17 protein-coding genes are annotated in these 16,009 nt (G+C 72.6%); 9 read left to right on the forward strand and 8 right to left on the reverse strand.

Annotated elements, in window-relative coordinates; all coding sequences use genetic code 11:
- Window positions 1-18: 18 nt before the first annotated feature.
- On the reverse strand, window positions 19-855 hold the full coding sequence (locus PSH03_RS22670) for an undecaprenyl-diphosphate phosphatase (RefSeq protein ID WP_112587410.1): 837 nt from the start codon (window positions 853-855) through the stop codon (window positions 19-21).
- Entirely contained in the window at window positions 852-1,904 is a 1,053-nt protein-coding gene (locus PSH03_RS22675) for an LLM class F420-dependent oxidoreductase (RefSeq protein WP_210781677.1), read from the reverse strand. Before PSH03_RS22675 ends, PSH03_RS22670 begins: the two co-directional genes overlap by 4 nt.
- Window positions 1,905-2,090: 186 nt before the next feature.
- Here PSH03_RS22675 and PSH03_RS22680 point away from each other — a divergent pair, with 186 nt between their 5' ends.
- Window positions 2,091-3,062: an aldo/keto reductase gene (locus tag PSH03_RS22680; protein ID WP_112587412.1), complete on the forward strand. Its 972-nt coding sequence runs from the start codon at window positions 2,091-2,093 to the stop codon at window positions 3,060-3,062.
- Window positions 3,063-3,074: 12 nt separating this feature from the next.
- Here the strand turns inward: PSH03_RS22680 and PSH03_RS22685 are convergent, their stop codons facing one another.
- Window positions 3,075-3,980: a hypothetical protein gene (locus tag PSH03_RS22685; RefSeq protein WP_238690365.1), complete on the reverse strand. Its 906-nt coding sequence runs from the start codon at window positions 3,978-3,980 to the stop codon at window positions 3,075-3,077.
- Window positions 3,981-4,260: 280 nt separating this feature from the next.
- Between PSH03_RS22685 and PSH03_RS22690 the strand changes: the two genes are divergently transcribed.
- On the forward strand, window positions 4,261-4,452 hold the full coding sequence (locus tag PSH03_RS22690) for a DUF5703 family protein (protein WP_013734349.1): 192 nt from the start codon (window positions 4,261-4,263) through the stop codon (window positions 4,450-4,452).
- A gap of 50 nt (window positions 4,453-4,502) precedes the next feature.
- Here PSH03_RS22690 and PSH03_RS22695 read toward each other — a convergent pair whose 3' ends face one another.
- Both PSH03_RS22695 and PSH03_RS22700 read right to left on the reverse strand, forming a co-directional pair.
- Window positions 4,503-5,165: a hypothetical protein gene (locus PSH03_RS22695; RefSeq protein WP_091408864.1), complete on the reverse strand. Its 663-nt coding sequence runs from the start codon at window positions 5,163-5,165 to the stop codon at window positions 4,503-4,505.
- Between the two features lie 58 nt (window positions 5,166-5,223).
- Window positions 5,224-6,552, reverse strand: a complete 1,329-nt coding sequence (locus tag PSH03_RS22700) for a M20/M25/M40 family metallo-hydrolase (RefSeq protein ID WP_196922866.1) — start codon at window positions 6,550-6,552, stop codon at window positions 5,224-5,226.
- Between the two features lie 280 nt (window positions 6,553-6,832).
- Between PSH03_RS22700 and PSH03_RS22705 the strand changes: the two genes are divergently transcribed.
- The 4 genes from PSH03_RS22705 to PSH03_RS22720 all read left to right on the forward strand — a co-directional run bounded on the left by PSH03_RS22705 (window position 6,833) and on the right by PSH03_RS22720 (window position 10,841).
- The gene (locus PSH03_RS22705) at window positions 6,833-8,683 is read left to right on the forward strand and encodes a hypothetical protein (protein WP_238690366.1); all 1,851 of its coding nucleotides are present in this window, start codon (window positions 6,833-6,835) and stop codon (window positions 8,681-8,683) included.
- Window positions 8,684-8,859: 176 nt separating this feature from the next.
- Window positions 8,860-9,471, forward strand: a complete 612-nt coding sequence (locus PSH03_RS22710; protein WP_210781673.1) for a hemerythrin domain-containing protein — start codon at window positions 8,860-8,862, stop codon at window positions 9,469-9,471.
- 83 nt (window positions 9,472-9,554) lie between these two features.
- Entirely contained in the window at window positions 9,555-10,535 is a 981-nt protein-coding gene (locus tag PSH03_RS22715) for a LysR family transcriptional regulator (RefSeq protein ID WP_238690367.1), read from the forward strand.
- A 60-nt stretch (window positions 10,536-10,595) separates the two neighbouring features.
- Window positions 10,596-10,841, forward strand: coding sequence for a hypothetical protein (locus PSH03_RS22720; RefSeq protein WP_210781671.1), 246 nt, complete (start codon window positions 10,596-10,598; stop codon window positions 10,839-10,841).
- 53 nt (window positions 10,842-10,894) lie between these two features.
- Here the strand turns inward: PSH03_RS22720 and PSH03_RS22725 are convergent, their stop codons facing one another.
- The 3 genes from PSH03_RS22725 to PSH03_RS22735 are packed head-to-tail and all read right to left on the reverse strand — an operon-like array spanning window position 10,895 to window position 14,012.
- Window positions 10,895-11,245 carry a DUF3140 domain-containing protein gene (locus PSH03_RS22725; RefSeq protein ID WP_091408434.1) on the reverse strand — a complete coding sequence of 117 codons (351 nt, stop codon included), beginning with the start codon at window positions 11,243-11,245 and terminating at the stop codon, window positions 10,895-10,897.
- Window positions 11,245-11,457, reverse strand: coding sequence for a hypothetical protein (locus tag PSH03_RS22730; RefSeq protein ID WP_238690368.1), 213 nt, complete (start codon window positions 11,455-11,457; stop codon window positions 11,245-11,247). The genes PSH03_RS22725 and PSH03_RS22730 overlap by 1 nt, the downstream gene beginning before the upstream one ends.
- Window positions 11,454-14,012: an ATP-dependent Clp protease ATP-binding subunit gene (locus PSH03_RS22735; RefSeq protein WP_210781669.1), complete on the reverse strand. Its 2,559-nt coding sequence runs from the start codon at window positions 14,010-14,012 to the stop codon at window positions 11,454-11,456. Before PSH03_RS22735 ends, PSH03_RS22730 begins: the two co-directional genes overlap by 4 nt.
- A gap of 140 nt (window positions 14,013-14,152) precedes the next feature.
- Here PSH03_RS22735 and PSH03_RS22740 point away from each other — a divergent pair, with 140 nt between their 5' ends.
- The 3 genes from PSH03_RS22740 to PSH03_RS22750 form a co-directional block, all read left to right on the forward strand.
- Window positions 14,153-14,545 carry a PIN domain-containing protein gene (locus tag PSH03_RS22740; RefSeq protein ID WP_091408422.1) on the forward strand — a complete coding sequence of 131 codons (393 nt, stop codon included), beginning with the start codon at window positions 14,153-14,155 and terminating at the stop codon, window positions 14,543-14,545.
- A gap of 152 nt (window positions 14,546-14,697) precedes the next feature.
- Window positions 14,698-14,958, forward strand: coding sequence for a hypothetical protein (locus PSH03_RS22745; RefSeq protein WP_030332749.1), 261 nt, complete (start codon window positions 14,698-14,700; stop codon window positions 14,956-14,958).
- A 6-nt stretch (window positions 14,959-14,964) separates the two neighbouring features.
- Window positions 14,965-16,009 (forward strand): hypothetical protein (locus PSH03_RS22750; protein ID WP_238690369.1); only part of this gene is annotated, 1,045 nt, incomplete at its 3' end.

The raw sequence follows: 16,009 nt of genomic DNA on the forward strand, positions 1-16,009 counted from the left end.
GGGCCGTCGACAGATCGGTCAGGTGGCGTCGATCGTGCCGGTCAGCAGCAGGGCCAGGACCAGGGTGCCCAGCGCGACCCGGTACAGCACGAAGACGTACAGGGTGTGGTGGGCGACGTAGCGCAGCAGCCAGGCGATGGCCGCGTAGCCGATACCGAAGGCGATGAGGGTGGCCACGATCGTCTGGGCAACGGTGGGCACCGAGGTGCCCGGGGCGGACGGTTCGAAGACGTCCCCGAGGCTGAACACCCCGGACATCACCACCGCCGGGATGGCCAGCAGGAAGGAGTACCGTGCCGCCGCCTCGCGGGTCAGGTTGAGCAGCAGACCGGCGGTGAGCGTGCCGCCGGAGCGCGACACCCCGGGGACCAGCGCCATCGCCTGGGCGAAGCCCATCACGATGCCGTCCTTCATCCGGAAGTTCTCCAGGGTGCGGGTCTGCCGCCCCCAGTACTCGGCGAACGCCAACACGAAGGCGAACACGATCAGCGTGGTCGCCACCACCCACAGGTTGCGCCCGGCGGTCTTGATCTGGTCCTTGAACACGAAACCGAACAGCCCGATCGGGATCGAGCCGACGATCACGTACCAGCCCATCCGGTAGTCGAGGCTGGAGCGGACCGACTTGTCCCGGATGCCCACCAGCCAGGTCCGGGTGATCCGCCAGATGTCCTTGGCGAAGTAGATCAGCACGGCCGCTTCGGTGCCGAGCTGGGTGACCGCGGTGAACGACGCGCCGGCGTCCCGGTCGAAGAAGATCGCCGAGGTGATCCGCAGATGCCCCGACGAGCTGACCGGAAGGAACTCGGTCAGTCCCTGGACGATGCCCAGGACGATGGCCTCGACCCAGGTCACTCGCCGACTCCCGAGAGGTCGAGAGCCTCGGCGACGGTACGCAGGGTCTGCACACCGCTGTCCCGGTCGGCCACGAAGAGGGTCACCGACAGCGTGGTGACGCCGGCCGCCGCGTACTCCCGCATCCGCTCGGCGATGCGCTCCTTCGGGCCGAGCAGCGAGGTGCGGTCGATGAACTCCATGGGTACGGCGGCGGCGGCGTCGCGCTGCCGCTTGGCCAGGTACAGGTCCTGCACCTCGCGGGCGGCGTCGCCGTAGCCCATCCGGGTGGCGAGCTGGTTGTAGAAGTTCTGCTGCCGGCTGCCCATGCCGCCCATGTAGAGCGCGGCGTACCAGCGGACGAGTTCGGCGCAGGAGGCCACGTCGTCGCCGATCACCACGGGCACCGACGGCACCACGTCGAACCCCGCCAACTCCTTGCCGACCTTGGCCCGCCCGGCTTGCACCGAGGCGAGCTGCTCCTCGGCGAACTCCGGGGCGTAGAACACGGCCAGCCAGCCGTCGGCGATCTCGCCGGCCAGCTCCAGGTTCTTCGGGCCGACCGCGGCCAGGTAGATCGGTATGTGCTCGCGGGGTGGGTGGAAGCCCAGTCGCAGGGCCTTGCCCGGGCCGTCCGGCAGCGGCAGCGTGTAGTGCTCGCCGTCGTACGCCACCTCCTTGCGGGCGATGGCCAGCTTGACGATGTCGACGAACTCGCGGGTCCGGGCCAGCGGCTTGGCGAAGCGCACGCCGTGCCAGCCCTCGGACACCTGCGGGCCGGATACACCCAGGCCGAGCCGGAACCGGCCGCCGGAGAGCGCGTCGATAGTGGCGGCGGTCATGGCGGTGGCCGCCGGCGTACGGGCGGGGATCTGCATCACCGCGGCGCCGACGTCGATCCGTTCGGTCTGGCCGGCCATCCAGGCGAGCATGCTGGGCGAGTCGGAGCCGTAGGCCTCCGCCGCCCACACCACCGAATAGCCCAGCCGGTCCGCCTCCTGGGCCAGCGCCAGGTGGTCGGCCGGTGTGCTCCACGCCGTCTGGTATCCGAGACTGAGCCCGAGTCGCACTGGTCCTCCCCCATCCGTGGCACAGGTCGCCCCAGGTTACGCAATGCCGATAACGGACTCGATCACCGGCTCGACCCCTTTGATCCCCCCTCCATCGGGGCAGCCCGGGGCGGCGGAACCGGCAGAACCGGCAGAGATACGGGAGCGAGGATATCGGTGGCGGCAGGTTCGAAATAAGGTTCACCCATGCAACAGCGACCGCTCGGCCGAAGCGGGCTGGCGGTTTCCCGGCTCGCGCTCGGCACCATGACCTGGGGCCGGGACACCGACGCCGACGATGCGGCCGCTCAGCTGAAGAGTTACCTCGACGCGGGCGGCAACCTCATCGACACCGCCGACGTGTACGGCGACGGCGACGCCGAGTCGGTGATCGGCTCGTTGCTGGGCTCCCTCGTCCCCCGCGAGGAGCTGCTGATCGCCACCAAGGCCGGGTTGCGCCCCGGCAGCGGCCGACGTCGGGACGGCTCCCGGGGGCACCTGCTGCGCACGTTGGACGCGTCGCTGCGCCGACTCGGCACCGACCACGTCGACCTGTTCCAGGTGCACGGGTACGACCCGGACACCCCGCTGGAGGAGACCCTGGCCGCCCTGGACCACGCGGTGGCCAGCGGCAAGGTCCGCTACGTCGGGGTGTCGAACTTCTCCGGCTGGCAGACCGCGCGGGCCGCCGCCTGGCAGACCGCCTGGCCGGGGCGGGCGCCGGTGGTCGCGTCCCAGGTGGAGTATTCGCTGCTGGAGCGGGGCGTGGAGCGGGAGGTGCTGCCCGCGTGCGATGCGCTCGGCCTCGGCGTGCTGCCCTGGTCGCCGCTGGGCCGGGGCGTGCTCACCGGCAAGTACCGGCACGGTCGGCCGGCCGACTCCCGGGCCGCGTCGCCGCACTTCGAACGGTTCGTCTCGACCTACCTGGAGCCGCGCTGTTCCAGCATCGTGGAGGCGGTGGCGACCGCGGCCGGTGGGCTGGGGGTGTCGCCGCTGGAGGTGGCGTTGGCCTGGATCCGGGACCGGCCCGGCGTGACCGCGCCGATCCTCGGCGCGCGGACGGTCGGGCAGTTGCTCGGCGCGCTCGCAGTGGAGCGGATCACCCTGCCCGAGGAGATCACCACAGCGCTGGACGACGTCTCCGCGGTGCCGGTCGGCTACCCCGAACGCGACGGCTGAGCAGCCGCCGGGTCACGGTTGAGGGCGCTGCCCGGGGAGGTCGTGGATCGCGGCCAGGAAGCGCGACTGGTCGTCGCGGAGCGCGGGCTGGGTGAGCCGGATCCACGAGCCGTCGTCGAAGACGATCGTGGACGTCAGCTGCACGAGCCCGGTCGCGCCGCGCTCCGAGTCGACCCGGGCCACCCGGTCGCGTCGCACACTCCACAGCACCCGCGGCTGCCGTCGGTCGGGCCGGTCGGCGTCCGGACGGGGGCCCATCCGCAGCAGGTGCAGGTGGGTGTCGGTCACCGCCAGCGGGGTGCCGTTGTAGCGCTCCAGGAAGAGCAGCAGGCTGCCGGCGAGGGTGGCGAGGTCGCCGCTGAAGACGAACCGGCGACGGTAGGCGATCTCGGCGAGCTGCTCGGCCAGCGGGCGGTACAGGCTGAGCCGGAACAGGGCGCGGAACGCTTCCTGCTCCTCGGTGAGCGGGATGGGATCCCGCTGCACCCGCTGGTGTGGTGGGGCTGGCTCCGGTTCGGCCGCCTCCGGCACACCGGCGGCGATGGCACCGGCCTTGCCGGGCAGCAGCAGCACGCCAGCGGCCAGCCGGACCGGCGTCAGCACCGCGTCCACCCAGACCACCGGGTTGACGATGTTGAGGAGCCCGAACAGCACCTTCGGGTCGAGCGAGTCGACGAACTCGTCGGCCATCACATCGGCGAGCTGCCGACCAGCCTTGTGGGTCTGCGGGGCGCGGACCGGGCCCAGCCCCACATAGCGCAGCTCCTGCCCGGGCAGCAGTGGCGCGACGAGAGCACGTTCGGGTTCGTCGCTGGTGCGGAACTCGTCGCGCAACTCACGGGCCTTGTCCCGGGCGGCCCGCGCGCCGCCGAGCACCGCGTCGGTGAACCGACCGAGCCGGCCTCGCTCCCCTGACATTGCGCGTTCCTTTCCAACGACCTGCCGGCTGACCCCGGCGGCGGCTGCCCGGTCGGCGACAAAGTCGCCGCAACAGGGCCAAATTAGGCACCACAACTTGATGATCGACCCGACCGGGGCCGGCATCGTCAGGATCTGCCCTCCCACACGGGCATCTCGGCGACCGAAACCGCGAGATCGGCGCGACGAGGCACGGGGCGGTACGAACCGCCCGCGGTGGCGTCGTCGGTCACTCCGGAGGGGGTGGCGAACGGCCGCTGGGCTGGGCAGCATGGAGAGCATGGACTACGAGTACGCGCCACTGCGGCTGCCGCCGAACGTCGACCGGTTGACCGCGGCGGCGCAGTTGGCGATCCAGGCGGAGTTCTCCGGATGGGAGTTGGCCCGGGTGCGGCTGTACCGGGACGGCACGCGGCAGGTGGTGCTGCGTCGGCGGCGGGTCAACCAGCCGCAGCCGGGTCTGTCGTACTGACACCGGGCGGTGCCGCCCGAGGCCGGAGTCGGCCCCGGGCGGCACCCGGCCTAGTGCTGGTGCCCGGCGTGGTCGTGGTCGTCGTCGAGCTCCAGGAACGGGTGCTCGTCGAGCCGACCGACCAGCCGGTCGTCGGCAGCCGGCTGGAACGGGCCGACCGCGTCGTCGTCGTCGAACGACTCCAGGTCGACCGGGGTGCCCACCTCGCTGACCATGACCACCCCGTCGAGCGGCTCCAACTCGGGGACGTCCAACGCGCCGAGCGAGCCGTCACCACTCTGCAGCAGCTCCAGCACCGCCTCGCCGACGCCCTCCACCGGCGCCGGCTCGTCGTCCTCCGGGGTGCCCTCGCGACGGGCCGCCTCGGCCACCCGCAGCAGCGCGGCGACGCTCGGCACCCGGTAGTCACGACGCTGACGCACCGAGATCACCCTGGGGTGCGGGTCGCTGGCCTCGGCGCCCTCGCCGCCGCCGAAACGCTCGTCGGCCTCGTCCGGGTCGATCGAGTCGACATCCCACGGCGTCACCTCGCCGAAGGCGTCGAGCAGCCGCTCGTCGTACGCGAAGGAGGCGTTGTTCAACGCCACGTACGCCTGCCAGACGTCGTCGTCGTCGACGCGGCCCTGCGCGGCGCGTACGGCGGCCAGGTGGTGGCGGGCCGCTTCGATCACCCGCTCGAGAGCGGCGTCCAGCTCACCATGCTGGTCGGTCATGTGGGGCAGTCCCTTCACGTTGGGGAGGTTGCGCGCCGGCGGCCACCGCCGGACACGACTAGCAGGTGCGGAGGAACCGGTCGAGAACCCGCACGCCGAACTGTAGTCCGTCCACCGGAACGCGCTCGTCGATGCCGTGGAACAACGCCGAGAAGTTCAGGTCGGCGGGCAGCCGCAGCGGGGCGAACCCGAAGCAGCGGATGCCGAGCTGCGAGAACGCCTTGGCGTCGGTGCCCCCGGAGAGCATGTAGGGGACGGGTCGCGCCCCCGGGTCCTCCGCTCGCAGGGCCGCCGACATGGCCTCGACCAGGTCACCGTCGAAGGTGGTCTCCAGTGCCGGCTGCCGCTGGACGTACTCGATCGCGATGTCCGGACCGACCAGCTCGCGCAGCTGCCGCTCCAGCAGCTCGGACTGGCCGGGCAGGCTGCGGCAGTCGATGGTGGCGGTGGCCCGGCCGGGGATGACGTTGTCCTTGTAGCCGGCGCTCAACCGGGTCGGGTTGGCGGTGTTGCGGATGGTCGCGCCGATGATGTTGGCGATGGGGCCGAGTTTCGCGATGGCCGTCTCCGGGTCGTCCGGGTCCAACTCGATGCCGAGCAGGTCGGAGACCTCGGTCAGGAAGGCTCGCACGGTGTCGGTGACCACCACCGGGAAGCGGTGCCGGCCGATCCGGGCGACCGCCTCGGCGAGGGCGGTGACGGCGTTGTCGTCGTGCATCATCGAGCCGTGCCCGGGGCGGCCCTTGGCGTGCAGCCGCAGCCAGTCGATGCCCTTCTCGGCGGTCTCGATGAGGTAGAGCCGCTGGCTGTCGTTCACCGAGTAGGAGAAGCCGCCGACCTCACCGATCGCCTCGGTGCAGCCGTCGAAGAGGCCACGGTGGTTGTCCACCAGGAAGCGCGCCCCGTAGTCGCTGCCCGCCTCCTCGTCGGCGGTGTACGCGAGCACGATGTCGCGCGGGGGCCGTACGCCGGTGCGCTGCCAGTGCCGCACCACGGCGAGCACCATCGCGTCGAAGTCCTTCATGTCGATGGCGCCCCGGCCCCAGAGGTAGCCGTCGCGCAGCTCGCCGGAGAACGGGCCCACCGACCACTCGTCGGCGTCGGCGGGCACCACGTCCAGGTGGCCGTGCACCAGCAGCGCGCCCCGGCTCGGGTCGGTGCCCGGGATGCGGGCCACCACGTTCGCCCGGCCCGGCGCGGACTCGTGCAGGACGGACTCCACGCCCACCTCGGCGAGCTTCTCCGCCACGTACTCGGCCGCGCGGCGCTCGCCGACGCTGGTGTCGTTGTCACCCGTGTTGGTGGTGTCGATGCGCAGCAGGTCGCGGCAGAGGTCCACGACCTCTGCGGTGGGGTCGGGTCGGGCGGAGGCGGCATCGCTCGTCATCGCCTCTTCATACCAGCCCGAGGTGGTCGACGGGCCGGCGCACCGACGCGGACGGTCCGGCGCGGGTGTGCGGGCGGACCGTACGCGCCCGCGCCCGTCAGCTGACGCATCGACTGGTGTTCCCGGCCCCGCTGCGCGCGACCGCCTCGGACCTCAGTCGGAAACACGTCGCAAGAGCCGCCGTGCGGGACCTCGGCTCAGCCACGGACGAACCGTACAGTCGAGGCTCTGGCGATGACTGGATGCGCCTGCTTTCCGCCGCTCTACGCAGGGATGCGATGTGACAGAGTCCGCGCCGCGCCGCCTCCGAACCCGCACCGTTCTCACCCGTGACCAGGCTCGGGCGGGCGTCCGAGGCCACCGCGTCCCGGTCACCGACGTCGGCGGCGCCACCCTCGTCGTCCGGTGCGACATCCCCCCGGGTGGCGCGTCCCGCCGAAGGTCCCTCCGGCTGACCCGGGCGGCTCTCGAGAAGAAGTATCCGGGCCGCGACTGGCCGGACGAGCAACTGGTCCAGATCACAGTGCCCGACTGGCGGTGGCGCTACGCCCTCGCCGCGCTCTGCGTGCTGGCCGGCCTGATCGCCGAGGCGTGGCTGTACGCGTTCGCGCTGGCCCTGATCTGCGCGGCGCTGGCGGTCAGCGCCGCGCACGCCCGGTTGCACGACGTCGACCGGTTCGATCCGGCGGTGCGGCGCGGCTTCGCGGCCACGCTGCGCGACAACCTGGCCGGCACCGCCCGACTGTATCTGTTCCCGCTGGGCGCGGTGCTCGCGTTGTACCTCGTGGCCGCGGCGGTGCTCGGATCGCTCATCGTTCCGACGGCGACGCAGGACACGATCCTGGCCACGCAGAACGTCCTGGACGATGCCGCCGACCTGGTCGGCAAGCTGAAACTGCCCGAGTGGGGCCTGGCCCTCGTGCTGCTCGGGGCGTGGCTGCTGACCTCCCTGTTGACGGCGGCCGGCACTCCCGGCGCAGCGGGGGCATGGCTCAACGGGATCGTCCGCGGCTACGGACGCTACAGCGGGCCGGCGGTTGCCACGGTCACCGCGCTGTCAGTGTTCACCCTGCTCACCGGCACCGTGGCCACCCTCCGTGGACGGGTGCAACTGGCCGCCGAGTGGACGACTGACGACTACCGGCACGCCGCGGCCGCGGTCGAGGAGCGGCTGGCCGGCCAGGTCCTCGAACAGGTGGTCCGCGCGCTGCGCGAGCAGCTGCCGACGGACTACCAGCAGGTGCTCGCCGGCACCGTCTCAGTCCAGGTGATCAGCGAGCTGGAGCGGATCCGGGCGGCCGACGGCGACCGGTCCCGCGACGATCCGGTCGTCGCCACCGAGGAGGATCGCGTCGCCCGCCGGGGCGCCCTGCCGGACCAGTCGGTCATCACCGTCTCCGGTGACGCCCCGGCGCTGCCGACTCCCGGCGATCTGACCGGCGAGGACGCCGAGACGGCGCGACGCTGGGCGGATACTGCGCCGCCTGTCGCGGCGACCAGCGTCGCCACTGACGGGGGCAAGGAGGTCCTCGCGCAGATGCCGAAGGTCGCGACCGAACTGGCAGCGTGGAAGCGACTGGGCGATTGGGCCCAGGACCATCACCCGGCGGCCAAGCCACTGATCGACGCCGTCGCCGAGGCCTTCGACACCCAGTTGCAGGACCGGCTGCGAGCCCAGGTGCCGCCGCTCGTTCGGAAGATCTCGGCCCGGTCGGGCGACGTGCAGGCGGCCATGAGCACTGCCGTCCGCGACCTCACGGCGACGATCGACATCCCCGCCATCGCCGGCCGGTACGCCGATCAGGCGCGGCAGGCCGTCACCGCCGCACAGAACACCCTGTCGGCCCTCACGGCCAGGCGTCAGCAGTCGACGGCGCGGGCCGCTCTGCTCACCGAACTGCTCCAGGGGAACACCCACGAGAGGGCCCTCGCGGACACCGCCAACGCGAGCGAGGCGGTGCGGCGCGCGGTCGTCGCGGAGCTGCGTTCCACAATCGACACCACGACGGCGTCGCCCGATCTCCGTCGCGCGGCCGCCGTGACCCTGCACAACCTGTCGGGCCGCGGAGTCCGGGAGGTCACCGCCACCGACCTCGCCAAGGCGGTGCGGATCTGTGGCTGCGGCACCTGACCTCCGCTTATTCCGCAGGGGACTCCCGGCGCCCGGCTGAGCGCGCCACTGCCGTTCGTCGAGACCGAACTGGCAGCCCCGGCGCGGGCCGGTTTCGCGTTGGCCGCGTTCGGGTACCGCCGCCCACGACCGTACGTCCCTGCCGGAGCTTCCGCCCGCCAGTCGAGGAGGGCACCATGTCCGCTGTTCCCCTGCCGCCGCTGCCGCCCGCGCCCGCACCCGAGGAGGGTTACCGACCCGGCGGTCGCAGCATCGCCGACATCGTCGACCGGGAGCACCGGCAACTGCTGGCGTTGCTGGACCAGCTCTCCGGCCCGGACACCACACCGCAGGAGGGGTTGGCGGTGCTCACCGCCGCGCTGTCGCGGCACCTGTCCGCCGAGGAGCAGTACCTGCTGCCGGCGGTCCGCGCGGCGCTGCCGGCGGCCACCGAGCGGGTGGATGCGGAGATCAACGCCGACGCGGCCCTGCTGGGCACCCTGAAGGGGCTGACGGACGAGGCGTTGACCGAGGTCGCCGAGCGGGTCCGCCGGCATGTCGACGGGGTGGGCGCGCTGGTCACCGAGCTGCGCGCGGTCGCGACCGAGGAGGAGCTGATCCGGCTCGGCAACCGGTTGGAGATCGCCGAGGAGGCCGCGCCGACCCGACCGCACCCGGGCACGCCGGCCACCCCTCCGTGGAACCGGATCGTGGAGCCGGCGGTCGGGGTCGTGGACAAGGTTCTCGACGCGGTGACCCGGCGACCGACGTACCTGGCGGACCTGCCGGAGCCACCGCGGGACCGGTGACCGGCGACCGCCGGCAATGCATTCATTATCACCGATCCGCTCGGGCTATTCCGCCAGCAGACGCGTAGTCCTACCGTCACCCTATGAACCTGGAGCTGCGTCACCTGCGGGTGGTCTGCGCGATCGCGGAGACGGGAAGTGTGACGAAGGCGGCCTCGGCGCTCGGCCTGGCCCAGCCGGCGCTCACCGCCCAGCTCCAACGCATCGAACGGACGCTGGGCGGCCCGCTGTTCGACCGGGACCGGCGCGGGGCTCGACCCACCGCGCTCGGTGAGCTGGTGCTGGCCCGCGCCCGGGTGCTGTTGCCGGCCATGAAGGGGTTGCAGGACGAGGCCGCCCGGCTGGCCGGGGCGGGCGACACGCCGCCGTGCTACCGGTTCGGCGGGGTGAACAGCCCGATCCTGGGTCGGCTGGTGCACCGGTTGGCGGCCGAGCAGCCGCCCGCCCAGATCACCACGTACGCGTCCTGGTCGGTGGACGAGTTGGCGCAGTTGGTGGCCGGCGGTCGGCTGGACTTCGCGCTGGCCGGCGTGTGCGGCGACGCCAGTCCGTCGGCCGGGTTCGGGTTGAGCTGGCAGGAGGTGGCCGTCGACCCGGTGCTGGTGCTGCTGCCGGAGACCCATCCCCTCGCGGCGCAGGACGAGGTCCGCCTGGCCGACCTGCGCCACGAGCAGTGGGTCGCCGCGCCGGGTGACGGCTGCTTCGCCGACTGCTTCGCCGCCGCCTGCGCCCGCGCCGGCTTCACCCCCCGCAAGGTGTACGAGACCGACATCCGCGGCTGCGTCGACCTGGTGGAGGCCGGCGTGGCGGTGGCCCTGTGCCAGGCGACGTTCCGCCCGGTGAGCGGTCTGGTCACCCGTCAACTCGCCGGGACGCCGCTGCGCTGGCGGCTGCTGCTCGGCTGGCATCCGGACTCCCCCGCCGCCCAGGGCGCGGAGCTGGTGCTGGGAACGGCCAAGGCGGCCTACGTCGACTCGTTGGCGCCGCATCCGGCGTACCTGGCCTGGCTGCCCCGCAACCCGGGGTTCGGCGTCCGGCAGCCCATCGGGGTCCGGCCGGGCTGAGCGGCCGGTATTCCCGGCCGATGGCGGTGCGAACCGCCGTGGGCCGGGTATCTGGCGGACATGACCGACCTCTACCCGCCCGCCGACGACCGCGAACTGCTGCGCCAGGCGGCTGCCGCGCACACCGCCGCCACCCGCGAGGTGGAGGCGTTCCTGCGCCGACTGCCGACGGTGCCCGACCCTGCCGACGTGACCGAGTACGCGAACCTGCTCACCCGTGAGGACCAAACCCGCGGCGACCGGGACGCCGCCGCCGACGCGGCGGGCCTGACCATCGCGAGCCTGGAATCCGACAAGGGCCAGTAGCAGGACGCCGAACGGTGCCGTCCCTGCCCGGGACGGCACCGTCGTGCGGTCGCTCAGCGTTCGACGAGCGGGTCGTGACCCAGGTCCAGCAGGGAGTGCCGCCAGCTGTCGTCGGCGTTGCCGCGCGACGGCTTGGCGTCCATCAGTTCGCGGATCCGCTCGACCGCCTCCCGCATCACCTCGATGTCCTCGGGGGTGAGGTCCACCTTGCGCTTGTTGAGCACCTTGAGGATCTCCCGGCCGGGTTGGGGCAGGTCGAGGTTCGGGTTCGGGCTGAACGACTCCTCCCCCGAACCCCTGGTCAGCAGCCAGGTCCGCAGTTGCTCCGACGGAACGTTGACCTCGGCGTGGAAGTCCTCCCAGAGCACTTCCACCTCGGGGTCGAGCCGCGCTTCGCGTACCATCAGGTCTCCTCTCCGGGCGGCGGCCCGGACGTCTCCGGGTCGTCCTGGTCGGTCTTCGGATGCAGGCCCTCCGCGGGCACCCGCGTGCGGCGGGGGTTCGCTGTGGGCGGCGCCAGGATCGGGTCGGGATGGTCGTCCTCGTCCCGGTGTTTCGCGGACTCCGCGGGCTGGTGCGGGTCCTCGTGTTCGTCCCTTCGCGCCGGCCCGCTCATCGCGGGTGTGTGGTCGTGGCGGCGGTGTACCCCCGCTCGCCCGCTGTCACGTCGAAGGTGAGCGCGCCGTCGCGGACGTCCACAGTGACCTTCTGCCCCGGCGAGATCGCCGACTCCAGCAGCATCCGGGACAGGTGGTTGTCCACCTCCCGCTGGATCACCCGGCGCAGCGGGCGGGCACCGAACTCCGGCTGGTAGCCGTGTTCGGCGAGCCAGTCGATGCCGGCGGTGGTGAACTCCACCTGGAGGTCCTGGGCGTGCATCCGGCGGCGGGTCTCCTCCAGCAGCAGGGCGGTGATGTCGCGCAGCTGCTCGGCCTCCAGCCGGCGGAAGATGATGACCTCGTCGATGCGGTTGAGGAACTCCGGGCGGAAGTTCTCCTGCAGGCGGCGCATGAGCCGCTCCCGCAGCTCGTTGCTCTCCTGCTCGCTGCCCACGTCCCCGGTGCCGAAGCCGACCGAGCGCTGAGCGCCGGTGATCAGCTCCGAGCCGAGGTTGCTCGTCATGATCAGGACGGTGTTCTTGAAGTTCACGGTGCGACCCTGGCTGTCGGTGAGCCGCCCGTCGTCGAGCACCTGGAGCAGGATGTTGAACACGTCCGGGTGGGCCTTCTCGATCTCGTCGAGCAGCACCACCGCGTACGGGCGGCGCCGCACCGCCTCGGTGAGCTGACCGGCCTCCTCGTAGCCGACGTATCCGGGCGGCGCGCCGACCAGCCGGCTGACCGTGTGCCGCTCCTGGAACTCGCTCATGTCCACCCGGACCATCCGGTCCGCCTCGCCGAACAGCGCCTCGGCCAGGGCTCGCGCCAACTCGGTCTTGCCGACACCGGTCGGGCCGAGGAACAGGAAGCTGCCCATCGGTCGCTCCGGGTCGGCCAGCCCGGCCCGGGAGCGGCGTACCGCCTCGGCGACCGCGGTGACCGCGTCGTCCTGACCGACCACCTTCTGGTGCAGGTGACCTTCCAGGCGCAGCAGCCGGTCGCGTTCCTCCTCGGTGAGCTGGCTGACCGGGATGCCGGTGGCCCGGGAGACCACCTCGGCGATCTCCTGCGGGCCCACCTCGGGCACCTGGGATCCGGACGAGCCGTCCTCGCCGTTCGCGCGGCGGATGTCCTCCTCCAGCTCGGCGATCCGGTCGCGCAGCGCGGAGGCCCGCTCGTACTGCTCGTCGGTGACGGCCTGTTCCTTGTCCCGGCGTACCTCGTCGAGTTCCTGCTCCAGCTCCCGCACGTCGGACGCGGGGGTGCGGGTGCGCAGCCGCACCCGGGCGCCGGCCTGGTCGATGAGGTCGATCGCCTTGTCCGGCAGGAACCGGTCGGTGACGTACCGGTCGGACAGCTCGGCGGCGGCGACCAGCGCCTCGTCGGTGAAGCGCACCTGGTGGTGGGCCTCGTACCGGTCGCGCAGCCCGCGCAGGATGGCGATGGTGTCGTCGACGCTGGGCTCGGGCACCAGCACCGGCTGGAAGCGCCGGGCCAGGGCGGCGTCCTTCTCGATGCTCTTGCGGTACTCGTCCAGCGTCGTCGCGCCGATCACCCGCAGCTCGCCGCGGGCGAGGGCGGGTTTGAGCATGTTGGACGCGTCCATTCCGCCCTCGCTGCCGGCGCCACCGGCCCCGACCAGGGTGTGGATCTCGTCCATGAAGATGATCAGTTCGTCCCGGTGTGCCCGGATCTCGTCGATCACCTTCTTCAGCCGTTCCTCGAAGTCGCCCCGGTAGCGGGTGCCGGCGACCAGACCGGCCAGGTCGAGCTGGACGACCCGCTTGCCGAGCAGGGTCTGCGGTACGTCCCCGTCGCAGATCCGTTCGGCCAGCCCCTCGACGATGGCGGTCTTGCCGACGCCGGCCTCGCCGATCAGCACCGGGTTGTTCTTGGTACGCCGGGACAGGATCTCGATGGCCTGTTCGATCTCGTCGGCCCGGCCGACCACCGGGTCGATCTGGTCGTTGCGGGCCAGGTCCGTGAGGTCCTGCCCGTACTGGTCCAGGGTGGGGGTGCCGCGGTCCGGCTTCGGCCCGTTCATCGGCCCGCGCTCGGCGTTGGCGGCCTGCAACGACTCGGGTTGGATCCGGCCGGCGGCCAGCATCCGCCCGGCCGGCGACTCCGGGTTGAGCGGCAACGCCATCAGGATGTGCTCGGGGCCGATGTAGTTGGCGCCCATCGCCCGGGACAACTGGTGGGCGTCGAGCAGCGCCCGCTTGGCGGCGGGGGTCAACGACAGGTTGGGCGGCACCTCCCCGCGCGGCGCGCCGTCGCCCTTCCCACCGAGCGCGTTGAGCAGGGTGTCCGGGTCGGCGCCGGCCCGGCGTACCAGGTCGCGCAGCGATTCGCGTTGCAGCGCCGCCCAGAGCAGGTGGTCGGTGTCCAGGTCGCTGCTCTGGCGCTGGGCGGCCCGCCGGGCCGCGTCGGCCAGCATCTCCCGGGCGTCGGCCGTCATCAGGCGGGTGATGTCGACCCGGTGCGGTGGCCGGCGCCCTCCCTCGCCCCGGCCGAAGTACCTGGCCAGGAATTCGTCCCACGGGTCGGAGCCGATGTCACCGGGTCCCATCATGTCTGTCCTCCGCAGTCGGGCGCGGCACGGTCGGCAGGGGCTACCCGGCGCGCGCCCCGACAAACGCCGCAGGTGGTCGAGCACCGGCATTCCGGGAGTGGCGTCGGGTCAGGGCCGGGCGATGGTGGCAGGCTGACGGGATGGATGAGACCCCGCTGCTGATCGTGGATGGCGCCAACGTGGTGGGCTCGCGCCCGAACGGGTGGTGGCGTGACCGTGCCGGGGCCGCTGCCCGGTTGCGCGACTCGCTCGCCCCGGTGGCGACCATCGGGTTGCCGGCCCGGCTGACGGCCCCGGTGGAGGTGGTCCTGGTGGTCGAGGGGGCCGCCCGGGACGTGCCGGGCACCGAGGGTGTCCGGGTGGTCTCCGCCGCCGGCTCCGGCGACGACACGGTGGTCGAGCTGGTCGAGGGCGCGCCGCGGCGTCGACGGCTGGTGGTCACCGCCGACCGGGAGTTGCGCGGGCGGGTGACAGCGCTGGGCGCCGAGGTGTACGGCCCGCGCTGGCTCCGCGAGAACCCGACCAGCAACTGAGAAATTCTCGCACTGGGACTCCCACAGATCGGACTCCCGGCACTTCCGAGGGCCTTCCGGACAGGCGGGCAGGAACACCGACAGGGCGGATGTTCTTTCGGAACCGCCGATAGGCTCTAATGGAGATCTCCCCGCCCCCAGGAGGTTCCGCCGTGGCGAGCGTCGCCGAGCTGAAGGCTGCCATCGATGTCGCCCTCCAACAGATCGGAGACGGGCAGACAGCCGTGCAGGCGGCCGGCGAGAAACTCTCCGAGGCACAGCAGACCCTGGCCGGGGCGCTGGAGGGCAGCGGGCACGAGACGGTGGAGGCGGCCCAGGCGTCGCTGACCCAGGCCAGCCAGGAGCTGGAGGAGTGTCTCGCCGCGACACTTGTCGCGGTGGAGCAGGCGCAGCTCTACGTCTCCACCCTGTAGGCCGCCATGTCCATCATCGAGGATGTCGGCGGGCAGGTCCGTGCCGCCACCGAGGAGTTCCCGGTGGCGCTGCTCGGGCAGGCGCTGGAGAAGTTCGGCCTGGCCGCGGAGCGGCTGCGCTGGGTACGACAGGAGTCGGCCAACCCGATGGGGGTGCCCGAGCTGTCCGCCGCCACCGAGCACGCCGAGAGCGCCGGCTACGCGCTGCGGGTGGCACAGGAGCAGCTGTCGGCCTATCTGACGGCGATCGGCCTCGGCGCGGACGGAGCCCCGGCGCCCCGCCCTGAGCAACGCGCTCCCCGACACGACACGCCACCGGCGTCCGGGCCGGCCGCGGTCGCGCCGGAACCGGCCGAGCAGGTGCGGATGCGCCGGTGGTGGTCGGTGCGGGTGGCCGAGCTGACCGGCGGGCGCGAGGGCACCGACGACGAACCCGACGAGCGGGTGGACGACTCCCAGGAGTTGCTGCGCCGAGTGGTGGGAGGTGTCCGCTCCGGCGACCGCGACCGGCTCCGCAAGGAGCTGCGCCGGGCCCCTGCCGACGTGGGGCTGGGCATGGCGGCGCTGGCGCCGCCGCTGTTGCGCGAGCTGGCCGGGGAGCTGCTCGGGCACCCGCCGCGCGCCACCGACCTCGGGCGGCTGCGCGGCGAGTTGGACGGACGCGTCCGCGACCTGCTGCCCGGGTTGCCGCCGCCGGTGCTGGAGACGCTGCTGACCCGGGTGTGCCGGATGCCGCCGCCGCGCGCCTCCGGGGAACCACCACACGCCGCCGACTCCGCGGTGACCGCCGGGGTGGCGACCGGGCTGCTGCTCGCCCGCCTCGGCCGGGACCTGCCGGCCAGCGGGGCGAGAGAACCGACAGGCGCGAGAGAACCGGCGGGCGCGGGGCAGCGAGGCGACGCGGGAAAGCCGACGCGGGCCGGGCAACCGGCGGGCACGCAACAACCGGGCGGGACCGGGCGGCCGGGCGCGGCTCCCCCCGCCGGCGGTGCGGTGCAGCGGCCGGGCGCCACCACGCAGCGCTCCGGTGGCCTGCCGCCACGCTCGGATG

The sequence above is a fragment of the Micromonospora salmantinae genome (assembly GCF_022230905.1).
Taxonomy (GTDB): Bacteria; Actinomycetota; Actinomycetes; order Mycobacteriales; family Micromonosporaceae; genus Micromonospora; species Micromonospora salmantinae.

Coding starts and splice junctions, on each gene's coding strand:
- PSH03_RS22685 (WP_238690365.1), bottom strand. CDS start 3,980: ATGTCAGGGGAGCGAGGCCGGCTCGGTCGGTTCACCGACGCGGTGCTC.
- PSH03_RS22740 (WP_091408422.1), top strand. CDS start 14,153: ATGGATGAGACCCCGCTGCTGATCGTGGATGGCGCCAACGTGGTGGGC.
- PSH03_RS22690 (WP_013734349.1), top strand. CDS start 4,261: ATGGACTACGAGTACGCGCCACTGCGGCTGCCGCCGAACGTCGACCGG.
- PSH03_RS22710 (WP_210781673.1), top strand. CDS start 8,860: ATGTCCGCTGTTCCCCTGCCGCCGCTGCCGCCCGCGCCCGCACCCGAG.
- PSH03_RS22680 (WP_112587412.1), top strand. CDS start 2,091: ATGCAACAGCGACCGCTCGGCCGAAGCGGGCTGGCGGTTTCCCGGCTC.
- PSH03_RS22695 (WP_091408864.1), bottom strand. CDS start 5,165: ATGACCGACCAGCATGGTGAGCTGGACGCCGCTCTCGAGCGGGTGATC.
- PSH03_RS22700 (WP_196922866.1), bottom strand. CDS start 6,552: ATGACGAGCGATGCCGCCTCCGCCCGACCCGACCCCACCGCAGAGGTC.
- PSH03_RS22725 (WP_091408434.1), bottom strand. CDS start 11,245: ATGGTACGCGAAGCGCGGCTCGACCCCGAGGTGGAAGTGCTCTGGGAG.
- PSH03_RS22735 (WP_210781669.1), bottom strand. CDS start 14,012: ATGATGGGACCCGGTGACATCGGCTCCGACCCGTGGGACGAATTCCTG.
- PSH03_RS22730 (WP_238690368.1), bottom strand. CDS start 11,457: ATGAGCGGGCCGGCGCGAAGGGACGAACACGAGGACCCGCACCAGCCC.
- PSH03_RS22720 (WP_210781671.1), top strand. CDS start 10,596: ATGACCGACCTCTACCCGCCCGCCGACGACCGCGAACTGCTGCGCCAG.
- PSH03_RS22715 (WP_238690367.1), top strand. CDS start 9,555: ATGAACCTGGAGCTGCGTCACCTGCGGGTGGTCTGCGCGATCGCGGAG.